General features: G+C 75.3%; 14 protein-coding genes. 8 read left to right on the forward strand and 6 right to left on the reverse strand.

The features are described 5' to 3' along the window. Window positions 1-17: 17 nt before the first annotated feature. Complete coding sequence (locus IEY75_RS01650; protein WP_189112332.1) at window positions 18-1,202, reverse strand: THUMP-like domain-containing protein; 1,185 nt, start codon at window positions 1,200-1,202, stop codon at window positions 18-20. Window positions 1,203-1,251: 49 nt separating this feature from the next. Then, a complete protein-coding gene (locus tag IEY75_RS01655) occupies window positions 1,252-1,443 on the reverse strand; it encodes a DUF1918 domain-containing protein (RefSeq protein WP_189112333.1) in 192 nt (63 codons plus the stop codon). Window positions 1,444-1,761: 318 nt separating this feature from the next. Here IEY75_RS01655 and groES point away from each other — a divergent pair, with 318 nt between their 5' ends. Next, the gene (groES, locus tag IEY75_RS01660; protein ID WP_505847162.1) at window positions 1,762-2,070 is read left to right on the forward strand and encodes a co-chaperone GroES; all 309 of its coding nucleotides are present in this window, start codon (window positions 1,762-1,764) and stop codon (window positions 2,068-2,070) included. A gap of 69 nt (window positions 2,071-2,139) precedes the next feature. Further along, window positions 2,140-3,765, forward strand: coding sequence for a chaperonin GroEL (groL, locus tag IEY75_RS01665; RefSeq protein ID WP_189112334.1), 1,626 nt, complete (start codon window positions 2,140-2,142; stop codon window positions 3,763-3,765). A 206-nt stretch (window positions 3,766-3,971) separates the two neighbouring features. On the opposite strand, the gene IEY75_RS01670 is transcribed toward groL, so the two are convergent. Continuing rightward, window positions 3,972-4,250 (reverse strand): WhiB family transcriptional regulator, encoded by a 279-nt coding sequence (locus tag IEY75_RS01670; protein WP_189112335.1) that lies wholly within the window; start codon window positions 4,248-4,250, stop codon window positions 3,972-3,974. Window positions 4,251-4,486: 236 nt separating this feature from the next. On the opposite strand from IEY75_RS01670, the gene IEY75_RS01675 reads away from it, so the two are divergent. Next, entirely contained in the window at window positions 4,487-5,332 is an 846-nt protein-coding gene (locus IEY75_RS01675; protein ID WP_229789267.1) for a helix-turn-helix transcriptional regulator, read from the forward strand. 138 nt (window positions 5,333-5,470) lie between these two features. On the opposite strand, the gene IEY75_RS01680 is transcribed toward IEY75_RS01675, so the two are convergent. Continuing rightward, window positions 5,471-5,884 carry a DUF5319 domain-containing protein gene (locus IEY75_RS01680; protein WP_189112337.1) on the reverse strand — a complete coding sequence of 138 codons (414 nt, stop codon included), beginning with the start codon at window positions 5,882-5,884 and terminating at the stop codon, window positions 5,471-5,473. 350 nt (window positions 5,885-6,234) lie between these two features. Here IEY75_RS01680 and guaB point away from each other — a divergent pair, with 350 nt between their 5' ends. From guaB to IEY75_RS01695, 3 genes are read left to right on the forward strand one after another with little or no spacing between them, the layout of a single operon-like run. Beyond that, a complete protein-coding gene (gene guaB / locus IEY75_RS01685) occupies window positions 6,235-7,740 on the forward strand; it encodes an IMP dehydrogenase (protein WP_189112338.1) in 1,506 nt (501 codons plus the stop codon). Between the two features lie 27 nt (window positions 7,741-7,767). Next, the gene (locus IEY75_RS01690; RefSeq protein WP_189112339.1) at window positions 7,768-8,886 is read left to right on the forward strand and encodes a GuaB3 family IMP dehydrogenase-related protein; all 1,119 of its coding nucleotides are present in this window, start codon (window positions 7,768-7,770) and stop codon (window positions 8,884-8,886) included. Window positions 8,887-8,936: 50 nt separating this feature from the next. Further along, window positions 8,937-10,421 carry a M1 family metallopeptidase gene (locus tag IEY75_RS01695; RefSeq protein ID WP_189112340.1) on the forward strand — a complete coding sequence of 495 codons (1,485 nt, stop codon included), beginning with the start codon at window positions 8,937-8,939 and terminating at the stop codon, window positions 10,419-10,421. 33 nt (window positions 10,422-10,454) lie between these two features. On the opposite strand, the gene IEY75_RS01700 is transcribed toward IEY75_RS01695, so the two are convergent. Next, window positions 10,455-11,168 (reverse strand): hypothetical protein, encoded by a 714-nt coding sequence (locus IEY75_RS01700; protein ID WP_189112341.1) that lies wholly within the window; start codon window positions 11,166-11,168, stop codon window positions 10,455-10,457. 50 nt (window positions 11,169-11,218) lie between these two features. After that, complete coding sequence (locus IEY75_RS01705; protein ID WP_189112342.1) at window positions 11,219-12,628, reverse strand: LCP family protein; 1,410 nt, start codon at window positions 12,626-12,628, stop codon at window positions 11,219-11,221. A 199-nt stretch (window positions 12,629-12,827) separates the two neighbouring features. Here IEY75_RS01705 and guaA point away from each other — a divergent pair, with 199 nt between their 5' ends. Both guaA and IEY75_RS01715 read left to right on the forward strand, forming a co-directional pair. Continuing rightward, on the forward strand, window positions 12,828-14,414 hold the full coding sequence (gene guaA, locus IEY75_RS01710; protein WP_189112343.1) for a glutamine-hydrolyzing GMP synthase: 1,587 nt from the start codon (window positions 12,828-12,830) through the stop codon (window positions 14,412-14,414). 97 nt (window positions 14,415-14,511) lie between these two features. Further along, window positions 14,512-15,459: an NUDIX domain-containing protein gene (locus tag IEY75_RS01715; protein ID WP_189112344.1), complete on the forward strand. Its 948-nt coding sequence runs from the start codon at window positions 14,512-14,514 to the stop codon at window positions 15,457-15,459. The last annotated feature ends 22 nt before the right edge of the window (window positions 15,460-15,481 follow it).

The raw sequence follows: 15,481 nt of genomic DNA on the forward strand, positions 1-15,481 counted from the left end.
CGGCCTGGCGCGGGCGGTCAGCCCGGGTGGCCGAGCAGGGCGGTGGGGGCCTCGTCGACACGGGTCAGGATGAGGGTCGCGGCGTGCGGGCCGGCCAGGCGGAGCTGCCGGCGCAGCGTGTGCGGGTCCAGCGGCGAGCCGCGTTTCATGATCTCCAACTGGCCGATCCCGCGGTCGCGCAGCGTCGCGCGCAGCCGCTTGAGCGCCACCGGCAGCACGTCGGTGACGGCGATCCGGCGGGCGTACGGGGTGTGCCGGGCGGAGTCGGTGTGCACGTACGCGATCCGCGGGTCGGCCAGCCGCCCGCCCACCGTGTCGGCGAACTCCGCCACCAGGTGCGCGCGGACGACGGCCGGGTCCGGGTCGTACACGTACCGCCCCACCGCCCCGACCGGCGCCGTCCGCGCGCCGCTGCCGGTCAGGGCGGGCACCGCCCCGCCGCCGTCGCGGGGCAGCAGGGTGGCCCGGCGCGGCACCCGCGCCAGCGGGCCGCACCACACCGCCGCCTCCACCAGGTCCCCGCCGACGCTCACCCACTCGCCCTCCGCGCCCGGCGGCAGCAGGTCGTGGTCCACGCCGGGGGCGAGCTTGAGGACGGTCCGCGGCACCCGGTCGGCGAGCGCGGTCACGAACCCCCACGGCGGGCTGCCGGCCCGGGGGTCGTGCACCCGCCGCCCGCCGGCCCGGCGCGCGGGGTCGCAGAAGGCGGCGTCGCACCCGGCGAGGTCGACGGCCGTGGCGTCGGCGCAGCGCACCTCCACCGCGCCGGCGAGGCCGAGCGCGGCGGCGTTGTGGCGGGCCAGCGCGGCGGTGGCGGGGTCGGCCTCCACGGCGAGGACGGCGATTCCCGCGCGGGCGGCCGCGAGCGCGTCGGCGCCGAGCCCGCAGCCGAGGTCGGCGAGCCGCCGCACGCCGTCGGCGGCCAGCCGGGCGGCGCGCCGGTCGGCCACCACCCGCCGGGTGGCCTGTTCGAGCCCGGCCCGGGTGTACAGCAGCCGGCCGGCGTCGGGGCCGAACTTGCCGGCCGCGCGGCGGCGCAGGTCCGCCTGGGTCAGGGCGGCGGCGGCCAGGGCCGGCGGGTGGCCGGCGGCCCGCATCGCGGCGGCGGCGGACAGCGGGTCGCGGTCGGCCAGCGCCGCGGCGGCCGCGAGCGCGTCGGCGCCCGCCGGGCCGCGCAGCGCGTCGACCAGTTCGAGGTCCATCGCCCTATTGTGGCCGCGGCGTCACGGTCGGCCGGCCCCGCCCGGTGCCTCAGGCGCGGGCTGGCGGCTCGATCACGCAGTCCGGCCCGGGGTAGAGCAGGCTCTCGTGCCCGTCGGAGTAGCGCACCCGGTACGGCGGGGTGCCGTCGCGCCCGCGCACCTCGACGATCTCGCCGACCCGGTCGGCGGCGCCGACCGCGTTGCTGTGTACGTGAATCCGGTCACCGATGGTCGCGTGCATACCAGCCCCTTCCGCCGTCGCTGACCTGTTCAGGGTGCCTCAGCGGGCCGGCGGGCGCGCCGGAATCCGGCCTTGTCGGCCTCCGGGCCGTGACTCAGGGGGGTGGCGGATTGGCACTCTCCTTGACGGAGTGCCAGCCGGCGGCCTAACGTGCGATTAGCACTCTCACCTTGAGGGTGCCAACGCTGGACTTCCCGCGGGCACTTTCCGCGAGCAGTTCCGCTCACCGGACGCCAGGCGAGCCGGCACCCGCGACGACGGCCCCGCCTGTGTGGCGATCATGTGCGACGTACCGATGTGCCCCAGGAGGGTATTCCTGTGACTACCGCGACGAAGGTTGCGATCAAGCCGCTCGAGGACCGCATCGTGGTCCAGGCGAACGAGGCCGAGACGACCACCGCCTCGGGCATCGTCATCCCCGACACCGCCAAGGAGAAGCCGCAGGAGGGCACCGTCCTCGCTGTCGGTCCGGGGCGCGTCGACGACAAGGGCAACCGGATCCCCGTCGACGTCAAGGTCGGCGAGACCGTCCTCTACTCGAAGTACGGCGGCACCGAGGTCAAGTACGCGGGCGAGGAGTACCTGGTCCTCTCCGCGCGCGACGTCCTCGCGGTCATCGAGAAGTAGTTCGACCCAGCTGACGCCCCGGGTGTGCTCGCGCCTGCCCGGGGCTTCACTGCGTAGAGAGGGACATTCATGGCGAAGATCCTGAGCTTCTCCGACGCCGCCCGGCACCAGCTCGAACACGGCGTGAACGCGCTCGCCGACGCCGTCAAGGTGACGCTCGGCCCCAAGGGCCGCAACGTCGTCCTGGACAAGAAGTTCGGTGCCCCGACGATCACCAACGACGGCGTGACCATCGCCAAGGAGATCGAGCTCGACAACCCGTACGCCAACCTCGGCGCCCAGCTCGTCAAGGAGGTGGCGACCAAGACCAACGACGTGGCGGGCGACGGCACCACCACCGCGACCGTCCTGGCCCAGGCCATGGTCCGCGAGGGCCTGCGCAACGTGGCCGCGGGCACCAACCCGATGGGCCTCAAGCGCGGCATGGAGCAGGCCGTGGAGGCCGTCTCGGCCGCCCTGCTCGACAAGGCCGTACCGGTGGACAGCGCCGCCCGGATCGCCAGCGTGGCGACGGTGTCGGCGCAGGACGCCACGATCGGCGCGCTGATCGCCGAGGCGATGGAGAAGGTCGGCCGCGACGGTGTCATCACCGTCGAGGAGGGCTCGACCCTGGCCACGGAGCTGGCCGTCACCGAGGGCATGCAGTTCGACAAGGGCTTCATCTCGCCGCAGTTCGCCACCGACGCCGAGGCCGGCGAGGCGGTGCTGGAGGACGCGTACCTCCTCATCACCACCTCGAAGATCTCGTCGGTGGAGGAGATCCTGCCGCTGCTGGAGAAGGTCATCAACGCCGGCAAGCCGCTGCTGGTCGTCGCCGAGGACGTGGAGGGCCAGGCGCTGGCCACCCTGGTGGTCAACGCGATGCGCAAGACCTTCAAGGTCTGCGCCGTGAAGGCGCCGGGCTTCGGCGACCGCCGCAAGGCGATGCTCCAGGACCTGGCGATCCTCACCGGCGGCGAGGTCGTGGCCGGCGAGCTGGGCTACAAGCTGGAGTCCGTGGGCCTGGAGGTGCTGGGCCGCGCCCGGCGCGTCGTGGTCGACAAGGAGAACACCACCATCGTGGACGGTGCCGGCGGCGCCGACGCCGTCGCCGACCGGGTGGCCCAGATCCGCAAGGAGATGGAGTCCTCCGATTCGGACTGGGACCGCGAGAAGCTCGGCGAGCGCCTGGCCAAGCTCTCCGGCGGCGTGGCCGTGATCAAGGTCGGCGCGGCCACCGAGGTCGAGATGAAGGAGCGCAAGCACCGCATCGAGGACGCCATCGCGGCGACCCGGGCGGCCGTCGAGGAGGGCACCGTACCCGGTGGCGGCGTCGCGCTGGCGCAGGTCACCGCGGTGCTGGACGACCTCAAGCTCGACGGCGAGGAGTCGGTGGGCGCGTCGATCGTCCGGTCGTCCCTCGTGGAGCCGGTCCGGTGGATCGCGCAGAACGCCGGCCACGACGGCTACGTCGTCGTCGAGCGGGTGCGCGGCGGCGACTGGGGTCACGGGCTGGACGCGGCTACGGGCGAGTACGTCGACCTGGCGGCCGCGGGCATCGTGGACCCGGTGAAGGTGACCCGCAACGCGGTCAGCAACGCCGCGTCGATCGCCGGCCTCCTGCTGACCACCGAGAGCCTGGTCGTCGAGAAGCCGGCCGCGCCGGCCGCCCCGGCGGCGGGCCACGGCCACGGGGGCCACGGCCACGCGCACTGATCTCCGCTCCACCTCCCGGGCCTGACCGGTACCACCTGGCCCGACCTGGCAAGCCGGAAGCCCCGCGGCGCGCGCCGCGGGGCTTCCGCGTGTGCGCAGCCGGTGCGAGCCCCCGACGGCGGAGAGACGCCGCGCCCCCGGCCGCGGGCCGGCGGACCCACAGGGGGGTCGAGGCCGACTCCGGAGGCCGGGGTCTGAGGGCTACGTCAGGAGGCCACGGCCTGGAGGCGGTGGCGGTCGGACTCGCCGAGCCCGCCCCAGATGCCGTACGGCTCGCGGACGGCGAGGGCGTGCCGGAGGCACTCCCGCCGGACCGGACACCCGGCGCAGATCGCCTTCGCGTTCTCCTCCCGGCGGCGGCGGGCGTGGCCGCGCTCGCCCTCGGGATGGAAGAACTGCGCGCTGTCCCGTCCGCGACACAGTCCGTTGCGCTGCCAGTCCCACACCTCGGTGACTGGACGGGGCAATCTGCGCACATCAGACATTTAGGTACTCCTTCCGCGCGGAACCCGCGGTACGACGAACTCGCCCGTAGGCGTTTGGGCCTGAGCGTCGTTGATGTACCCGGGGGCGCAAGTTCATACACCCGTGTGCGCGCAGCGCCGTAAACGAGTGAAAGTCCGATAGGAGACCTTTCGGAACTTTCCACTTGTTTCCCTCAAAAGCACGTAATGATCAAACGAACGCGTGGTCTCCTCCATAGAGGAGAGGGGAAAAATCAGTGCGTAGCGTCCTCGTGTGCGTCCGGTCGTCGCCCGCAGCTCAGGCGGTGGCCACCTGCGCCGCCCGCCTCGGGCTCTCGGCGCAGGTACGGACCGCCATGTCGGAGACTGAGGTCATCGCCCGGCTCGCCGAGCGGCCGGCCGACGTGATCCTGGCTGATGTCGCCGTCACCAGATCCGACACCGTCGGCTTCACCCGGCGGGTCCTAGCCCGCGCGCCCGGGGCGATGCTGGTGCTCTTCGGCGCCGAAGACCCGCGGGTGGCCGCGGCAGCCGTCGCGGCCGGGGCCCGGGCCCTGATCCGCGGCACCGAAGATCTTGTCAGTACCGTCGCCAAGGCGGTCCTGCTGCTCGGCATGCCCGCCCGCGCCGCCGGCCCCGTCGCCGGGGCCCCGGTGCCGGCCACCGCCGCCATGCGCGGGGCGAACGCGCCCTCGCGGTTCGGCGCGCCGGTCGGTCGCAAGGGCGCGCCGCTGAGTCCGGCGGAGGCCCGCGCGGCCGGTGCCGAACTGGTGGCGGACCCTGCCGGCCTGCGGGTGCCCGGTTCGCCGGTACCCAGCCAGCGGGACTTCGGCGACCCGGCGGAGGCGGCCCGGATGGCCGCCCGCGGGGTCGGCGACTACGGCGCCGGGATGCCGGCGGCGCGGCGGGTCGTGCTCACCGAGCGCGAGATGCAGGTGCTGCGCGGGATGGCGGACGGCAAGAGCAACGCGGAGATCGGCCGGGAGCTGTTCGTGTCCGAGGACACCGTGAAGACCCACGCCCGGCGGTTGTTCCGCAAGCTGGGGGCGCGCGACCGCGCCCACGCCGTCGCCGCCGGCTTCCGCGCGGGCCTGGTGGTCTGAGGGCGGGCGAGAGTACCGGCCGCAGGGGATGGCGCGCCGGATGCGACGACGGGAGGGCTCCCGGGGTCACGACCCCGGGAGCCCTCCCGTCTCTGCGCCTACCCCGCGCCGGCCTCGCGGCGCCGGCCAGGCCGGTGGTCAGCCCGGGGGAGCGGCCTCCGGTTCGTCGTCGGCGTCGCCTAGGGCGTCGTGCACGCCGTCGGCGTAGCCGCGGGCGTACTCCCACGTCACGTAGTTCTCCGGGTCAGGGTCGTACGCCGGCTCGTGGACCCGGGGGCGGCCGGCGTCGAGCAGGTGGCGCAGGTTGCCGCGCAGCAGGTCCCAGTCGAAGTAGTGGGGCTCCCGGCAGTCCTCGCACTCGATGACGAGACCGCGGATGCCGCCCGGCTCCAGCAGCGCCTGGTAGATCTCCAGGTCGGCCAGATCCTCCAGGACGTCGCGCCGCTCGGGCTCGGACAGCGGGGTGCCGCTGCCGTCGTCGGCCGGCTCGTCCAGGCTCGCGGACGGGTCGGCAGGGTCGCCGCTGAACGGGTCGATCGGCTCGTCATGCACGTCCTCACGGTAGCCCGCCGCGGGCGTTCGCGGGGACCACCGACGGGTGCGGGGGCGGCCCCGGCCGGCACCCCCGGGGCAGGTCGGGAGGCGGGTCGGGCGGCCGGTCGCCCCCGGGCGTGGGCTGGGTCACCGGCTGCGCGGGCGGTGCCGCGGCGCGGGTACCATGAGCCCCTCAGCCGCGCCGGACCGGACCGGCCGCGCCCGGGACCCGCCCCGGACGCCCGGCCCGCCACGCTCGGCCCGCCCGCTCGGCCCGCCACGCCCGGCCCGATTCCCGGACCCGCCGGCCCGGGGCGGCCGGCGGCGGGCAGTCCACCGGCCATTTCCGCGCCCCGGAGGAACCGCCTGTGCCACCGACCAACGAGGTCCCCGCCGCCGCCGTGCCGCCGCTCGGCCTGACGTTCGACGACGTGCTGCTGGTACCGGCGGAGTCGGACCTGATCCCCAGCCAGGTGACGACCGCGACGCGCCTCACCCGCCACGTCGCGCTGAACATCCCGCTGGCCTCCAGCGCCATGGACACCGTCACCGAGGCGCGGATGGCGATCGCGATGGCCCGCCAGGGCGGCATCGGGGTACTGCACCGCAACCTGTCGGTGGAGGAGCAGGCCAACCAGGTCGACCTGGTGAAGCGGTCCGAGTCGGGCATGATCACCAACCCGATCACCTGCAGCCCGGACGACACCCTGCGCGCGGTGGACGCCCTGTGCGGCCGGTTCCGCATCTCCGGCGTACCGGTGACCGGCCCGGACGGCACGCTGCTGGGCATCGTCACCAACCGGGACATGCGCTTCGTCACCGACATGGAGACCTGCGTGCGCGACGTGATGACGGCGATGCCGCTGGTCACCGCGCCGGTCGGCGTCGGCAAGGAGGACGCGCTGGCGCTGCTGCGCCAGCACAAGATCGAGAAGCTGCCGCTCGTCGACGGCGCCGGGGTCCTGCGCGGGCTGATCACCGTCAAGGACTTCACCAAGAGCGAGCAGTTCCCGCTCGCCGCCAAGGACGACGCGGGCCGGCTGCGGGTCGCGGCCGCGGTCGGCGTGGGCGAGGACGGGTACAAGCGGGCCAGAGCGTTGATCGAGGCCGGCGTCGACGTGGTCATGGTCGACACCGCCCACGGGCACAACCGGGCGGTACCGGAGCTGATCGCGCGGCTGAAGAAGGAGTCGGGCGTCGACATCGTCGGCGGCAACGTCGCCACGTACGCGGGCGCGCGAGCACTGGTCGAGGCCGGCGCGGACGCGGTCAAGGTCGGCGTCGGCCCGGGCGCGATCTGCACCACCCGGATCGTCGCGGGCGTCGGGGTACCGCAGATCACGGCGATCATGGACGCGGCGCGCGCCTGCGGCCCGGCCGGCGTGCCGGTGATCGCCGACGGCGGCATCCAGTACTCCGGCGACATCGCCAAGGCGCTGGTCGCGGGCGCGCAGAGCGTCATGCTCGGCGGGCTGTTCGCCGGCTGCGAGGAGAGCCCGGGCGACCTGATCTTCATGAACGGCAAGCAGTTCAAGTCGTACCGCGGCATGGGCTCGCTCGGCGCCATGGCCGCCCGCGGCGCCGCCGCCCAGTCCTACTCCAAGGACCGGTACTTCCAGGCCGACGTCACCGACGCCGACAAGATCATCCCCGAGGGCATCGAGGGTCAGGTGCCGTACCGCGGCCCGCTGTCGGCGGTCGCCCACCAGCTCGTCGGCGGCGTCCGCCAGGCCATGTTCTACTGCGGCGCCGACACCGTCGCCGCCCTCCAGGAGCGCGGCCGGCTGGTGCGGATCACCGCGGCCGGGCTCAAGGAGAGCCACCCGCACGACATCCAGATGACGGTCGAGGCCCCGAACTACCACTCCCGCTGAGGCGGGGCGGCAAGGAGTACAGAAGCGATGCGTGACGTGGTCGAGATCGGCCTGGGCAAGACCGCCCGGCGGGGGTACCACCTGGACGAGGTGGCGATCGTCCCCAGCCGCCGCACCCGCGACGTGGACGACGTGTCCACGGCCTGGCAGTTGGACGCGTACCCGTTCCGCATCCCGTGCGTGGCCCACCCGTCCGACGCGACGATGAGCCCGGAGACCGCCGTGGCCCTCGGGGCGGCCGGCGGCCTGGGGGTCCTCAACGCCGAGGGCCTGTGGACCCGGCACAGCGAGCCGGAGGCCCTGCTGGCCGAGATCGCCGCGCAGCCGGCCGGCGCGGCGGCGACCGGGCGGCTCCAGGCGGCGTACGCGGCGCCGATCCTGCCCGACCTCATCGCCACCCGGGTCAAGTCGATGCGCGACGCGGGCGTGACCGTGGCGGTGCGGGTCTCGCCGCAGCACACGCTCGCGCTGGCGCCCGTGGTCCTCGACGCCGGCGTGGACCTGCTGGTCATCCAGGGCACGATCGTCTCCGCCGAGCACGTCTCCAGCACGGACGAGCCGCTGAACCTCAAGGACTTCATCGCGGACCTGGACGTGCCCGTCCTCGTCGGCGGCTGCATCGACTACAAGACCGCGCTGCACCTGATGCGGACCGGCGCGGCCGGCGTCATCGTGGGCACCGGCGCCGACGGCTCGTCCACGACGGACACCGTGCTGGGCATCCGGGTGCCGATGGCCACGGCGGTCGCCGACGCGGCCGCCGCCCGCCGCGACTACCTGGACGAGACCGGCGGCCGGTACGTCCACCTCATCGCCGACGGCGACATCCACACCTCCGGCGACATCGCCAAGGCCATCGCCTGCGGCGCCGACGCCGTGATGCTGGGCAGCGCCCTGGCCCGCGCCCAGGGCGCCCCGGCCGGCGGCGCGTGGTGGCACTCCGCCGCCAGCCACCCGAAGCTGCCCCGCGGCAGCTTCGCCGCCGCCGCGGCGCCGCTGGGCACGCTGGAGGCGCTGCTGCACGGCCCGGCCGACCGGGCCGACGGCGCGCTGAACCTGTTCGGCGGCCTGCGCCGGGCGATGGCCAAGTGCGGGTTCAAGGACGTCAAGGAGTTCCAGAAGGTCGGCCTGGTCCTCGACCGCTGAGGGCGCTGCCCGGGGTCGGGGGACCCGGGCCCGAGGTCTATCGTGGATGAGTGAGTGCAGCGGTACGGAGAGCAAGCGGTGCCCCGGCGTGGCGGAGCGCGGCGGCCTGTCTCGCCGCCGGCCTGCTGCTCGGCGGGTGCGGCGACGGCGAGGGGCCGGCGAAGTGGCTCGGCACCCCCTCGCCGAGCGCGTCCGGCGGCGGGGCGCCCGCGGCCGGCGCCGCCGGCATCGGCGACCCGTACTTCCCCGGCTACGGCAACGGCGGCTACGACGCGCTGAGCTACGCGGTCACCGCCCGCTTCCAGCCGACGAACGACACCCTCACCGCGACGACGACGATGCGCGCCCGCGCCACGTCGGCGCTGCTGAGCTTCCACCTCGACCTCGCCGGCCTCGTCGTCGACAAGGTCACCGTCGACGGCCGCCCGGCCCGCGCCGCGCGCACCGACGACGAACTCGTGGTCACCCCGGCGGCGCCCCTGGCCGCCGGCGCGGAGTTCACCGTGGCGACCACGTACCGGGGCCGGCCCCGGCAGAAGGAGAACCAGGCCCTGGGCAGCGGCGGCTGGCTGCACACCGCCGACGGCGCCGTGGCGATGGGGCAGCCGGAGTCCGCCTCGACCTGGTTCCCCGTCAACGACCACCCGTCGGACAAGGCGACCTACCGGTTCGCGCTGACCGTCCCGGCCGGGCTGGTCGCGCTGGCCAACGGCGTACCGGCGCCCGAGGTGACCGCCGGGGGCTGGACGACGTGGACCTGGGCCGAGGACACCCCGATGGCCAGCTACCTGGCGACCGCCGTCATCGGCCGGTACCGGGTGGCGCGCGGCACGCACAAGGGGCGCCCGGTCGTCACGGCCGTCGCGGCGTCCCTGCCGGCCGAGGGGGTCGCCAGCCGGGCGATGGCGCGGACCACCCGGATCGCCGACTACCTGGAGACGGTGCTCGGGCCGTACCCGGTGTCGGCGTACGGCGGGGTGGTGGTCGCCGACGACCGGATCCGGTACGCGCTGGAGACGCAGAGCCGGCCGGTGTACGGGCCGACGTTCTTCGGCGCCACCGAGCCGGCCGAGGACGTGGTCGCCCACGAGCTGGCGCACCAGTGGTGCGGGGACAGCGTCTCCCTGGCCCGCTGGGAGGACATCTGGCTGAACGAGGGCTGCGCCACCTACGCCGAGTGGCTGTGGTCGCAGGAGCGCGGCGTGCGGACCGCCGCCGCCGAGTTCGCCGACCGGTACCGCCGCGCGCCGGCCACGCTGTGGTCGCTGCCGCCGGGGCGCCCGGGCGCCGAGCGGCTGTTCGACGAGTCGGTGTACCAGCGTGGCGCCATGACCCTGCACGCGCTGCGGGTGACCGTCGGCGACGCCGCCTTCTTCCGCCTGCTCAGGGAGTGGACGGCCGCGAAGAAGGACGGCAACGCCACGACGGCCGACTTCGTCGCGCTGGCCGAGCGGACCGCCGGCCGCAGCCTGCGCCCCCTGTTCGACGCCTGGCTGTACGGCACCACCCGGCCCCCGAGCCCGACCGCGGGCTGACGACCGCGGCTGACCACCCGACCGGGCGGGCCGTCAGCGGGCCGCGAGGGCGTAGGCCAGGCCGACGAGCAGGAGCAGGGCCGCCACCGCGGCCCACCGCTGGCGCAGGGTGGCGACCGAGGCGCGCAGCGCCGCCCCGGTGCGCGGGTCGGTCACCGGGCCGGCGACGAGCCGCGGGGCCACCGTCGCCGCGGCCAGCGCGAGGAACGGCAGCGCGCCCAGCAGCAGCAGCCGCAGCGGCGCCACGGTGGCCAGCGGGCGGGTCAGCAGCAGGTACGGCGGCACGGCCAGCAGCACGGCCAGGACGCTGGGCAGGTACCCGTACCGGCCGCCGAGCCGGCGCACGACCGCGGTGCCCAGCGCCGCGCCCAGCGCCGCGCCCAGCGTGCCCACCGGCAGGCCGAGCGTCACCAGCGCCAGCGTGTCCTTGCCGAGGGCGCGCACGGCGCCGAGGGTGAGCAGGACCCCGGGCGCGGCGACCGCGGCCAGCGCCGTCGCCGCGGCGATCTGCCGGGCGGCGGGCACGAGGGCGTCCCGGCCGAGCCTGGCGTGGACGGCGCGCGCGACGGCGCGGGGGTCGCCGAACGGCCCGTCGTCGGTCCCGTCGGCCCGGCGGGCGTCGGCCTCGGCCAGCGCCGCGCTGACCCGGTCGTTGCGGACGCCGAGCTGCTGGAGCTCCGCGACGAACAGGTCCCGCCATTCGTCGGGGGGCAGGACGGCCGCCGCGGGGGAGGGGGGAACGGACATGCCGAGAGGGTACGGCGCCGCGCCCGCCCGCCGCCGCGCCGGGCGGGCGGCTACCGGGAGTGGACGAGGGAGGGGTTCTTCGCCAGGTACGGGGCCACCGCCCCGGCGCGGACCGCCCGCAGGAACCCGGTCGCCACCGGCGTCAGCGCCTCCCCCTGGTACGCGTTGCCGCGCCCCAGCGCCGCGCCCGGCAGGCTGACCAGGGTCAGCTTCGCGGGCGGGATTCGGCGCAGCGTGTACGCGAAGTCCTGGACCTCGTGGCCGCGCCCGTCGTAGGTCAGCGACTCGCGGACGGCCGCCAGGACCCGGGCGAGCCGGACGGGGTCGCGGTGGGCGCCCAGCTTCGCCAGCTTGGCGAGGATCGCGCGGACGAGCTGCTGCTGGTGCTTCTGCCGGGTGTAGTCGGAGCCGGCCACGTACCGCTGGCGCCCGTAGTCCAGCGCCTGCCAGCCGGCGAAGTGCCGGACGCCGGGCAGGTAGGTCATCTGCGGCCCGACGTAGCCGGTGCTGCTGGCGCCGGGCCTGCGGTGCGCGCCGTCGGGCTGGCGGTGGATCGAGGTGACCTTCTGGTCGACCCGCAGGTCGACGCCGCCGACGGCGTCCACGAGCTTGACGAACCCGCCGAAGTCCAGCACGGCACCGGCGTCGAAGCGGGGGATGCCGGAGTAGGCACTGACCGTGCGGGCGAGCAGTTGGAAGCCCTGTGCCCGGTCGGGGCGCGCTGTGCCGGGGACCACGCTGCCGAAGCTCATCGCGTGGGTGAGCTTGGTCCGGGTACCCCCGAAGCCGGCCTTGCCGAACGCCGGGACGGTGACGACGAGGTCCCGGGGCAGGGAGTAGAGGTAGGCGGCGTCGAGGGTCCGCGGTACGTGCAGCAGCAGGACGGCGTCGGCGTTGGGGCGCCAGTTCGGCTGGCCCTGCCGCGGGTCGACGCCCGCGATGAGGATGTTGAGGGGGCCGCGCAGTTGCCGGCCGGTCAGCCCCGGGGTCGCCGCGGGCGGGGACGGGTCGGCGCCGGAGGTGCCGCCGAGCAGGTCGGAGCGCGGCAGGACGCCCCGCGACACACCCCGCACCGCGGCGGTGCCGCCGACGGCCACCGCGAGGGCGGCGACACCGGCCAGGGCGAGGACGAGCGCCCGCCGCGTCCTGCGCCGCGGGCGCGCGACGTCGGGCGCGGCGGTGCCGGGCGCCGAGCCGGTCGGCTTCGGGACGGCCGGCTCAGAAGCGGAGGCGGTCGGCTCGGTAGCGGGAGCGGCCGGCTCAGAAGCGGAAGCGGCCGGCTCCGGGGCGGGCGCGGCGGCCCCCGGTGCGGTGGCGGCCGGCGGCGCGGCTGGGTGGGCGGACGCGACCGGCGGGCCGGGGACCGCGGCGACGCCGCGCGCCGGGCCGGCGGGGCGCGGCGGGCCGTCGACGATCCGCGGGAACTCCGTGGTGTCGTCGGGCTGCGGCGCGTCGGGCATGGGTCCCTCCCAGGATCGAAGTCCCCATCCTGGGCCGGGGGCGCGGCGGCGCCCCATCCCCGGAACGGCTCGACGGGACGGCCGACCGGGGTAGGACAAATTGGACATCATCCGCGATCCCGGGAGGTCCCGCGCGCGTGTCGCGGGGCGGGCGGCAGCGGTGGCGGGCGGACCGCCGCCGCTCGGTAAGCTGCACGGCATGAGTACGCCGCCGCCTGTTCCTGTCCGACCGGTACCGGGGGCCGCCCGGCCGGTGCTGGTGGTCGACTTCGGCGCGCAGTACGCGCAACTGATCGCGCGCCGCGTCCGCGAGGCCCGGGTGTACTCCGAGATCGTGCCGCACTCGATGCCGGTGGCCGAGATGCTCGCCCGCGACCCGGCCGCGATCATCCTGTCCGGCGGGCCCTCCTCGGTGTACGCCGAGGGCGCCCCCCAGGTGGACCCGAAGCTGTTCGACGCGGGCGTGCCGGTCTTCGGCATCTGCTACGGCTTCCAGGCGATGGCCCGCGCGCTCGGCGGCGAGGTCGCCCACACCGGCACCCGCGAGTACGGCCGCACCCCGCTGCGGGTGGCCGCCGACCCGGGCGTCCTGCTGCGGGAGCTGGCGCCGGAGTTCGAGGTGTGGATGAGCCACGGCGACGCCTGCGCCGCGGCCCCGGCCGGCTTCGCCGTCACCGCGTCCTCGGCCGCCCCGGTGGCGGTGTTCGAGGACGTCGCCGGCCGGCGGGCCGGGGTGCAGTTCCACCCGGAGGTCCTGCACACCGTGCACGGCCAGACGGTGCTGACGCGGTTCCTGTACGACATCGCGGGCCTGGCCCCCACCTGGACCCCGGCGAACATCATCGAGGAGCAGGTCGCCGCGGTCCGCGCGCTGGTCGGCGACCGGCAGGTGATCTGCGGCCTGTCCGGCGGCGTGGACTCGGCCGTCGCGGCGGCACTGGTCCACCGGGCCGTCGGCGACCAGCTCACCTGCGTCTTCGTGGACCACGGGCTGCTGCGGGCCGGCGAGGCGGAGCAGGTCGAGAACGACTACGTCGCCGCCACCGGCATCCGGCTCAAGGTCGTCGATGCCCGGGAGCGGTTCCTCGGGGCGCTGGCCGGGGTGACCGACCCGGAGGAGAAGCGCAAGATCATCGGGCGGGAGTTCATCCGGGTCTTCGAGGCCGCGGCCCGCGAGGTCGACGCCGAGCGGGACGTCGAGTTCCTGGTGCAGGGCACGCTCTACCCCGACGTCGTGGAGTCCGGCGGCGGCACCGGCACCGCCAACATCAAGAGCCACCACAACGTCGGCGGGCTGCCCGACGACCTCCGGTTCGCCCTGGTCGAGCCGCTGCGGACGCTGTTCAAGGACGAGGTCCGCGCGCTGGGCCTGGAGCTGGGCCTGCCCGAGGCGATGGTGTGGCGGCACCCGTTCCCCGGCCCGGGCCTGGCCATCCGGATCATCGGCGCGGTGGACGAGGAGCGGCTGGCGACCCTGCGCGCGGCCGACCTCATCGCCCGCGAGGAGCTGACGGCCGCCGGCCTGGACCGCGAGGTGTGGCAGTTCCCGGTCGTCCTGCTGGCCGACGTGCGCAGCGTCGGCGTGCAGGGCGACGGGCGCACGTACGGGCACCCGGTGGTCCTGCGGCCGGTGTCCAGCGAGGACGCGATGACCGCCGACTGGTCCCGGCTGCCCTACGACGTCGTCGCGCGCATCTCGACCCGGATCACCAACGAGGTCGCCGAGGTCAACCGCGTGACCCTCGACGTGACGAGCAAGCCGCCCGGCACGATCGAATGGGAATGATCTCGCATACACGACCGACCCCGTACGGGTGAACCAACTGTCAGGAATCTGACACTTTCTGGCAGTGCCGGGTGGGCCCTGCGCGAGGATTCACGGCGTGACCCCCGCGCTTGAGCCACTTCGCCGCATCGCCGCCTACGCCGTGTGCACCGACGTCAACGGCCGGTACCTCCTCGTCCGGGCCTCGGCCCGCGCCGGGACGCCCGGCGTCTGGTCGTTACCGGGAGGTGCCGTCGACCACGGGGAGGACCCGATCCACACCGTCGTCCGGGAGACCGCGGCGGAGACCGGGCTCTCCATCACGGTGACCGGCCTGCGGCACGTCCTCGCCGACATGCGCGCCCTCCCGCACCGCGGGATCACCATCCACACCGACCGGCTCATCTACACCGGCACCGTGCGCGGCGGCACCCTCTGCGACCGTGTCGGCCAGCCGACCGACCTGGCCCGCTGGCTCGCCCCGGCCGACGCCGAGCTGCTGCCGCTGCGCCCGTTCACCGCCTCGGCCATCAACCTGCCGCCGGGGCCGGTGGACCTGCGCCCCGAGGAGGCGCCCGACTTCCCGTCGTTCTACGCCTCGCCGGGCCCCGACGGCCTGCACCGCGCGCAGCGGTTCGCCGCGTACGCCGTCGCCACCGACCCGGCCGGCCGGCTGCTGCTGACCCAGATCTCGCCCCGCTACCCCGGCGGCGGCCGCTGGCACCTGCCCGGCGGCGGCACCGACTACGGCGAGCAGCCCGGCAACGCGCTGATCCGCGAACTGGTCGAGGAGACCGGGCAGCAGGGCCGCCTCGTCGACCTGCTGGGCGTGGCCAGCCACCGCGACGCCGCCTCGCTCGGCCCGGAGGGGTACCCGATCGACTGGCACGGCGTGCGCGCCTTCTACCGCGTCGAGGTCGACCACCCCACCCCGCTGAAGGTCACCGACATCGGCGGCTCGACGTGCGACGTGCGCTGGTTCGCCCCCGGCGACCTCGCGGCGCTGACCGACGACGACCTCACCGAGGTCACCGCCGAGGCGATCCACGCCGCCGGCCTGCGCTAGCGCGGCCGTCGGTACGGTGGCC

This window comes from Pilimelia terevasa (assembly GCF_014647915.1).
Classification (GTDB): domain Bacteria; phylum Actinomycetota; class Actinomycetes; order Mycobacteriales; family Micromonosporaceae; genus Pilimelia; species Pilimelia terevasa.